Raw genomic sequence first — 8,309 nt, 5'->3', positions numbered from 1 at the left:
GCATAAAATCCATTGACCAGCACTGATTGCTTGATGTTGGCACGACCAGGGGCTCAGGCTTTTCCCTAATTAACCGTTTTTTAGATTTTATCCGTAAATTCAACTCGAGCTCTTTGTATACATGGTAAACACGTTTGTGATTCCAACAAAAACCTTTCACGTTGCGCAAATATAAAAAACACAAGCCAAAACCCCAGTTACGGTTGTTTTGAGTTAAGCGCACCAGCCAATCCGCTATGACCCTGTTTTCTTCATTCAGTTTGGGTTCATATCGGTAGCACGTCTCACTGATGCTAAATAGCCAGCAAGCCATCCTGACTGCAATATGCCGTTCCTGCACTATCACGCGTGCAAGCACTCGACGAGCGGATGGCTTTTTTACTTTTTTTCAAGGACCTCTTTTAAAATTTCTGACTTTAAGCGCTCTTCAGCGTACATCTTCTTTAAGCGGCTATTCTCTGCTTCAAGTTCCTTTAGCCGTGTCATCATTGGAAGATCCATACCTCCATATTTGGCCCGCCAGTTATAGAATGTCGCATTGCTTATACCATGCTCTCGACATAAGTCGGGTACTGCAACACCACTTTGAGCTTGCTTCAATATCGACAGGATTTGGCTGTCACTAAATTTTGATTTCTTCATGCAGAATCTCCTTGCATATACATTACGAGAAAATTCTACTTTTGGCAGCAATTATTTTGCGGGAGGATTACCATTTGACCCTATATCAAGAGTTTTTGATTATAACGGTATTAAAGATGGATTGTTAATGCTTAATTAGCGATGAGTTACGGTTAAAAGTTGTGTACGGGAGTAATTGATGTGATTTTGCGAGAACCAACGGACTAACTATAGATTTTGGTTCTTACGATTAAGATATAAATTTGGTCAACCATCGAGTTTGCTTAGCAGCCTGCTTATATTACAATCCCTGAAAATCTAATACTATCGTATCAGGATTACCATATGAAAATCTCGACAATCATCGGGGCGCGCCCACAGTTTATTAAGGCTGCGGCTGTTTCAAGAATTATCGCGGCTGACAATGATATGGAGGAAATTATTATTCATTCCGGGCAGCATTATAATCCCAATATGTCTAGCTGCTTTTTTGACGAATTGAATATTCCCGAACCCCGATACAATTTAAAAATTGGGTCTGGCTCACATGGTAAACAAACGGGTGAAATGCTCATCGCAGTAGAAAATGTGCTGCAAATGGAAAAACCAGATTTAGTGATCGTTTATGGAGATACAAATACAACACTGGCAGGAGCCCTTTCTGCAGCAAAACTCAAAATTCCAGTTTTTCACATAGAAGCTGGCCTGCGTTCGCATAATAGATCCATGCCAGAAGAAATTAATAGGATTTTAACTGATCATATAAGCAGTATCTTATTTACTCCAAGCGAAAGTAGCTCTAATCAATTACTTAAAGAAGGTATTTCCTCTGATAAAATTTTTAATGTTGGTGACGTTATGTATGATGCGATACTATTTTACAATCACTTTAATTCTAATCGCACCACAATAGTTAACAGACTTAATTTAAAGCCTAAGTCCTATTGTCTGGCTACAGTCCATCGCGCAGAAAATACAGATTGCCAGAAAAAACTGACTAATATTTTTGAAGCATTAAGTGAGTTAAGCCGAATTATGCAAGTCATCTTGCCACTTCATCCACGTACCCACCTTGCTCTACAAAAAACAGGAAAATTAGAAAAATATTTGAACAACATCTTCATTACAGAACCAGTTGGCTATCTTGATATGCTAGCGCTAGAAATGCATGCCAAGTTAATTATTACAGACTCTGGAGGTGTGCAAAAAGAAGCATATTTTAATAAAATACCATGCATAACAATTAGAAATGAATCTGAATGGATTGAATTAATTAATTCTGGTTGGAATAAATTATGCCCGCCCGACAGTCCCTTTTCTTTTCTTCCGTTTATCGATAAAGAGCATTTTTTCCTATCTGAAAATTATCGTCCGTTCTATGGAGACGGCAATGCTTCAAGGAAAATTGTTGAAAAAATAAAATCTATCTTTAACACGTGAATTCTGATTGAGAATACTTTACAATCTTTTCCCAAACAGAAATTTGAAGTTCTTGCTCTGATTCAAAAAAATAATTTTTCGTACATATTGCCTGGATCAGTTATTATTTCGATAAATCCAAGGCTGATTATTTTTCTTTACTCCCTGGATGGAACTCATCAATGGCAACAACAGAAAATCCCTATTTGCAACCCATTTACAACGCGCTGCCGAGACTACTTGCCTCCTATGACACTAACTCCGCAGGAATTACCTACGGTATTGGGGATCGCTTTTACTGGGCATGGTCTTTAATTGATTTTGCCAATGCCACCATCCAGGGAGGGGTTAATGGGTTAGCAAGGCTTATTAAATATAATTTATTGCCTGAATATATTGAAAAAACCTCCATTTTATCCCGTATTCATGCTATTTTTCAGGGAACCTTCAGCTTAATCCGTAGAAACGGGAGTTTGGATCAGGCCTTTCCGTATGAAGGATCTTATTGCGGGACAGCTCTCGTGCTTTATGACTCACTGTGTTGTATTGAGCTTTTAGGCACATATCTTTCTCAAGAAAAAATACATCAATATCTGAATAACTTACGACCTTTGGCATTATATCTTTGCAAATCAGAAGAAACTCATGGGTTTATTTCCAACCATCTGGCCGTTGCTTCGGCAGCACTGCTAAAATGGGCCAAAATAACGGGTGAGTTTGGCCAGGAAAAAGGAATAGAAATACTTAATAAAATATTAAATAAACAATCATCAGAAGGGTGGTTTACAGAATATGAGGGCGCGGATCCCGGCTACCAGACCTTATGTACCGGCTATTTGGCTGATATTTGCAATATGTACCCCCAATTAAATTTAACCACACCAATTCAAAAATCCATTCATTTTTTAAGTCATTTTGTCCATCCAGACGGCTCCTTTGGAGGAGTCTACGGAAGCAGAAATACAAGATTTTATTTTCCTGCAGGTTTTGAGTATTTTGCAAAATCAATGCCTGAAGCCAAAGCACTGGCCGTCAATATGCGGAATTCCATTAGCAATTTACTATGCCCAGGCTTGGAAAGTATGGATGCCCCTAATCTGGTACCAATGTTCAACTCCTATTGCTGGGCTGCATCGCTTTATGAGAAACTTGAAATCTCTTCGGCAGATAATTTACCTTGCAATTCAAAAAAATCTTTTCAAATCTATTTTAGAGATGCAGGGCTATTCATCAATAAAGGCATCAATACCTACACCATCATCTCAACTCATAAAGGTGGAGTAGTTTATCATTTTCTAAATAAAACCCTGCATCGCGTCAATACGGGTGTTGTTTTAGAAAACCATAAGTTAAAACGTTTTACGAATCAAATCTATCAGCCATCCAATCAAGTATTCATTGATAAGGATGTGATAACCATTAGAGCAGATATTAAACCCGTCCGCTGTATTCTTCCCTCTCCCTGGCAATTTGGAACGCTTAGATATTTAAATATCTCCATCATGAGAATTCCGTATATTCGAGAAAAAATTAAACAAATTCTGGCTTTATTCTTAATTACAGCGAAGGGAAAATCTAAAGGATATATCATTCGAGAGATCACACTCAATGTCAATGATACAATCAATATTTCAGACAAGTTACAAGTTGGCAAGAATTTTAAACAACTGCAAGTGAAGCACCCCTTTACAGCAATTCACATGGCTAGCCAAGGATATTGGCAGAAGCAAGATGACAATAACGTAGCACAACAGGATTTTAGTTAGATGCCAATCAAATCATACCTTCCAAAAAATTTACAAAAATGCCTGTTTGGGGATCGAGAACGCTGGGGACTTGTACCTATAACAACTGATCCATGCTGGCTGGAATGGGAAAAAACTATGAATTCAATCTATGAAAATAGCCAGCAGCAAGGAATTGGAAAGATTGTAAACAATTCGGGATATAAAATTCTAAATACTCTTAATTTAGACAATAAAACAGTTTTAGAAATAGGGCCTGGAAACCTGCCTCATATAGACTTTTGGAACGGCCGCCCCAAAATGTATTGGTTAATAGATAGGCGAGAGGAATTTCTTTCCCAGGCGAAAAGTAAGTTGGATGCAAAAAAAATTGCAGCCAATACCGCCCTGCTGGATACTGAATGGGAAATATTACCGGTTGAAGCAGGATCAATAGACATTGTGGTCTCATTCTATACATTAGAGCATTTATATCCTCTTCAAACCTATCTTGAAAATATAACTAATGTCCTTAAGCCGGGTGGCCTATTGGTCGGGGCAATACCAGCTGAAGGCGGCTTGGCATGGGGTCTTGGCAGGTACTTAACCACGCGTCGATGGTTTTTAAAACATACAAAGATAGACCCAGATAAAATCATTTGCTGGGAACATCCCAATATGGCAAATGACATTATTCAAACCCTGAGAGATATGATGCATGAAAAAAAGATTAGCTTTTGGCCACTAAAAATCCCTATGATTGATTTCAATTTAACCATAAAATTTATCTATCAAAAAAAATGAAAAAAATTTCTTTTGTGGTTTTATTTCTGGTTGCCTCAATTTTTTATTTATATACTCATAATCTCAATACATCAAAAGCAGTCTTAAGTTGCCTTATACCCTTTTTTCTAATCTCTGTTGTTCACGGAATCAGACTAAATTTTTATTCCAATAATCAAATCGGTTTCTATACAGCAATAAAAGGCCATAGTTTGGCTGCACTATCTACACTATTCCTGCCCGGAAGGGTTTCCGAATTATTGAAACCATGGTATTTCAACAAAACAAAAAATATGCAGTATGTTGATGGCTTTTCAATTGTTATTGTCGAGCGAACCTGTGATGTGCTCGCTTTGCTTCTCTTCTCTGGATTATTAATTATTTTTAAGTTCAGCGAGTATGGCGACTACTCTAATCATTTAAACAGATTCCTAATTATTTTTATAATATCTTTGCTTTTTTCTTTTTTTCTGTATAAATGTATATCCATAAGATTTTTCTTAAAAAAGATCCCTGTAAAAAAATTACGTAAATATATAATCATAATTTTCAGAGCTCTTCAAAATACAATAAAAAACGGCTTTTCCTTTTGGCCAATATTCCTTACAATTTTTGCCTGGCTGAGTTCCTGGTTTACATACTGGCTATTTTTTTATATATATCCTGGGCAAAGCTTAACTCTCATAGAAGCATTAACTGTTTTTCTAATTGCCACCATCGGTCATGCTATTACAATTACACCAGGAGGAATCGGTACTTTTGAAGGCGGGATAACAGCAATTTTGACACACTACTCATTTTCGCCAAGCGAGGCGCTGATTATTTCTTTTAGTTTGCGCCTCATAGGACTCTTGCCGAATATCGCGATTTTTTTGTTGATTTTTTTATTTGAGAAAGAAAAAATCAAAGAAATAGGCACTATAAAACAAATTACTCAGTCGATATAAGCCAGGCAATCTCATTTAGCAATCATTCAAAACATCTCTAATGAAACATAGTTATTATTCAAATTTATTCTCAACCAACTTTCGAGGCTAAGCAATTGCCACATTCTGTGTGTTTGAATTTCATCCAACGGTCTAAATCTCTGCCTGGGTGAGTTTAAGTAACTATGACAAACTTTATTTAACCAATCCTTTTTAAATAAAATATTTAAAGCGCTCTGCTTGCCGGTAAGCTTGTCAACAAACCAGTCTCTTAAAGGTCCGCGTAGCCATATCCGTAATGGGGTCGGAAATCCTCTTTTGGGTGCGTCATACAATGAAGCGGGTAGTACTCCCCTTCCAGCCTCTTTTATCACCGCCTTTAATTGCCCCTGATAAAGCTTGATACTCTGCGGTAGAGATAAACTCAATTCCAACATCATATTATCTAACATTGGAGTTCTGGACTCCAATGAATGAGCCATCGAAATTTTATCCTCAACAACTAATAATCCTTGCAAATATGCCTGAAGATAGTGGCTATATAACACTTCAAATTGATTCGTATACTGGTCGCTAATTTGAATCAACTCTTCCTCTGCGGATGCCTCTAACACCTGCCTTGCGCATTCTGAATGAAGCGCATTTTTAAGCAAGCTATCACTATTAAGAACAGGTAAATATTGGTTATATTTCTTAGATCTTAACGACGATAAAATAAAATAAACCAAATGAGGCCACTCATACGCTCCGACTTTAGATAAGTAGGAAAAAAATTGAACTGACGACTGTTTTAAAGAAGCTGCAAACTGCATGAATTTAAAAACAGGATAGCCACTGAATAGCTCATCACCGCCATGCCCCGTTAGAATGACTTTATGTGTTTTCCTCACTTGCTCAGCAACACAGTATTGTGAAAATGCCCCGATACCCATTCTGGGCTGATCCAGATGATAAATTAGAGAGTCAAGAACTCTTGGCAAGTCTTGATGATCAATTTTGACAGTAACATGCTTAAAACCTTTATTTGCAGCAATTTCACGGGCAATTGTAGTTTCATCATACCAGCCTGCCTCACTGAATTTTCCTGTAAATCCAACAAGAGATTGATTATAAATGGCCGCATTTACCGCTATGCTACTGCTGTCAAAACCAGAACTTAAATAGCTGGCAACTGGAACATCACTCATCAAATGTCGTTTGACGGCATGATTTAGCGTATGCTTGAAGTTTTCTACTGCCTCACCAAAGCTAACCGTTTTTTGATCCCTATTAAACTGCAAATGCCAATAGGCTCGAATATCTATATTTAAAGTTGAGTTTAAAACCAAGAAATGACCTGGCAGGAGTGTTTTAATATTTTGGTAAATAGTGCGTTCACCGAAATAATTTTGAAAGGATAAATATTGATTTAAACCAACTGGATCTACAGTGGTTTTTGATTTGTGCATGCCTGAAAGAATTGATTTTATCTCGCTGGAAAAAATCAATTCATCTTCAGCTTTCATATAATATAAAGGTTTGATACCCAATCTATCCCGTACCAGAATCAGTTCATTTTCTGACAAATCATAAATTGCAATCGCAAACATGCCATTAAATTTGATAAAACTGGCATACCCCCATTTACGCCAGGCATGGAGCACCACCTCACTATCACTATGGGAACGAAATTTAAACCCATATCTCTCAAGCTCATTTTTAACCTCGGGATAATTGTAAATTTCGCCATTTACGACCACCGCTAACTTGCCGTCTTCTGAAACTATAGGTTGCGAACCCGCGTCAGTTAAATCATTAATGGCCAAGCGTTTATGACCCAAAGTCAATCGTTCATGTGCTTCCCATAGCCCGTTGCCATCAGGTCCGCGATGATTCAGAACCTCAAGCATTTTATTGACTCTGGCTCTGGCATTGACTCCATATACTCCAACAATGCCGCACATTACTTTATCTCTTGGTTATTGATTTCTAAAAAATGTGTTATTTTTTCGTTAAGTCTTATTTGTAAAGTGTACAGCTCTTCAAAATAGTGTTTGAGCTGAAAAGATAAAAAATAAAAAACAGAAAAAATCATTAAGGCAATAAATGAAAATAACATTACAATAAAGGTTAGTTGGCCATTAAGAAGTGTTTGCCGCAAAGTTTGAAAGTAGGATAAATGTAATTGATGCAGATTTTCGAAATAAAAATATCCCATTATCCCAAGCCCAATAATAATATTCATAATCAAAATAAACATTGGAATGAACAATAACAAACCGGGATTTGTAATATAGTTAAAAATAAGATGTGAAAGGATCGTTCTACGCATTTTAAATACGGCAATATCAGGAAGAAAACCTTTGTTTTTTGATCTTCCTCTTTTTTTATCTTTCCATATTAAAGAGGCGGGAATTTCCATAATGCGAAACCCCATCATTTGGGCTTTTTGAATTATTTCTAGATGCAGTTCCTTACCGTCATTAACCAACTCTAACTGATTGACGATTTCTCGTTTAAAACCGCGAACAACACAGGTTACAGTAGAAATTTGTCCACCAATCCCTTTTGCAAGCAAGCGATTTCCCCATTTTGACAAAACTGCTCTTTGCTTCGGTACATTTTTCACCAATCCATCCTTGTGGTATGGCGAGGCCAATGTTATATCTGCTTCGTTATTTATTAAAGGGAATAATAACTTGGGGATATGTTCAGGTCCATAAGACAAATCTGCATCCATACAGATGATATAATTTCCTTTGGCAGCCTTAAACCCCGTTCTTACCGCTCTGCCACGACCAAAATTCCTTTCATGCCTAACCTTACGTAACCAAAAGCGTGATTGCGCTGCATCATC

The 8,309-nt window shown here is 37.2% G+C and carries 6 protein-coding genes and 1 pseudogene; 4 read left to right on the top strand and 3 right to left on the bottom strand.

Going from position 1 to position 8,309, the window contains the following annotated elements; genetic code table 11:
- Positions 1-642: pseudogene (locus Llon_RS11715) on the bottom strand (transposase); the annotation flags it as partial.
- Positions 643-966: 324 nt separating this feature from the next.
- Between Llon_RS11715 and wecB the strand changes: the two are divergent.
- From wecB to Llon_RS03890, 4 genes are all read left to right on the top strand, one after another.
- Positions 967-2,061, top strand: a complete 1,095-nt coding sequence (wecB, locus tag Llon_RS03905) for a non-hydrolyzing UDP-N-acetylglucosamine 2-epimerase (RefSeq protein ID WP_058528763.1) — start codon at positions 967-969, stop codon at positions 2,059-2,061.
- Positions 2,062-2,222: 161 nt separating this feature from the next.
- Positions 2,223-3,806, top strand: coding sequence for a hypothetical protein (locus tag Llon_RS03900; RefSeq protein WP_058528762.1), 1,584 nt, complete (start codon positions 2,223-2,225; stop codon positions 3,804-3,806).
- Positions 3,807-4,568, top strand: coding sequence for a class I SAM-dependent methyltransferase (locus Llon_RS03895; RefSeq protein WP_058528761.1), 762 nt, complete (start codon positions 3,807-3,809; stop codon positions 4,566-4,568). It abuts the gene before it with no gap.
- Positions 4,565-5,494: a lysylphosphatidylglycerol synthase transmembrane domain-containing protein gene (locus Llon_RS03890; protein ID WP_058528760.1), complete on the top strand. Its 930-nt coding sequence runs from the start codon at positions 4,565-4,567 to the stop codon at positions 5,492-5,494. Before Llon_RS03895 ends, Llon_RS03890 begins: the two co-directional genes overlap by 4 nt.
- Positions 5,495-5,520: 26 nt before the next feature.
- Here Llon_RS03890 and asnB read toward each other — a convergent pair whose 3' ends face one another.
- Together asnB and Llon_RS03880 are read right to left on the bottom strand one after the other, a co-directional pair.
- On the bottom strand, positions 5,521-7,416 hold the full coding sequence (gene asnB / locus Llon_RS03885) for an asparagine synthase (glutamine-hydrolyzing) (RefSeq protein ID WP_058528759.1): 1,896 nt from the start codon (positions 7,414-7,416) through the stop codon (positions 5,521-5,523).
- On the bottom strand, positions 7,416-8,309 hold an 894-nt coding region (locus Llon_RS03880; RefSeq protein WP_162261942.1), incomplete at its 5' end, for a glycosyltransferase family 2 protein. The genes asnB and Llon_RS03880, both read right to left, overlap by 1 nt.

It is taken from the genome of Legionella londiniensis (assembly GCF_001467825.1).
Lineage (GTDB): Bacteria > Pseudomonadota > Gammaproteobacteria > Legionellales > Legionellaceae > Legionella_A > Legionella_A londiniensis.
This window is presented reverse-complemented; position numbering and strand designations above follow the sequence as displayed.

Excerpts from the sequence above, each read along its gene's own strand:
- wecB (WP_058528763.1), top strand. The coding sequence starts at position 967 with ATGAAAATCTCGACAATCATCGGGGCGCGCCCACAGTTTATTAAGGCT.
- Llon_RS03900 (WP_058528762.1), top strand. The coding sequence starts at position 2,223 with ATGGCAACAACAGAAAATCCCTATTTGCAACCCATTTACAACGCGCTG.
- Llon_RS03895 (WP_058528761.1), top strand. The coding sequence starts at position 3,807 with ATGCCAATCAAATCATACCTTCCAAAAAATTTACAAAAATGCCTGTTT.
- Llon_RS03890 (WP_058528760.1), top strand. The coding sequence starts at position 4,565 with ATGAAAAAAATTTCTTTTGTGGTTTTATTTCTGGTTGCCTCAATTTTT.
- asnB (WP_058528759.1), bottom strand. The coding sequence starts at position 7,416 with ATGTGCGGCATTGTTGGAGTATATGGAGTCAATGCCAGAGCCAGAGTC.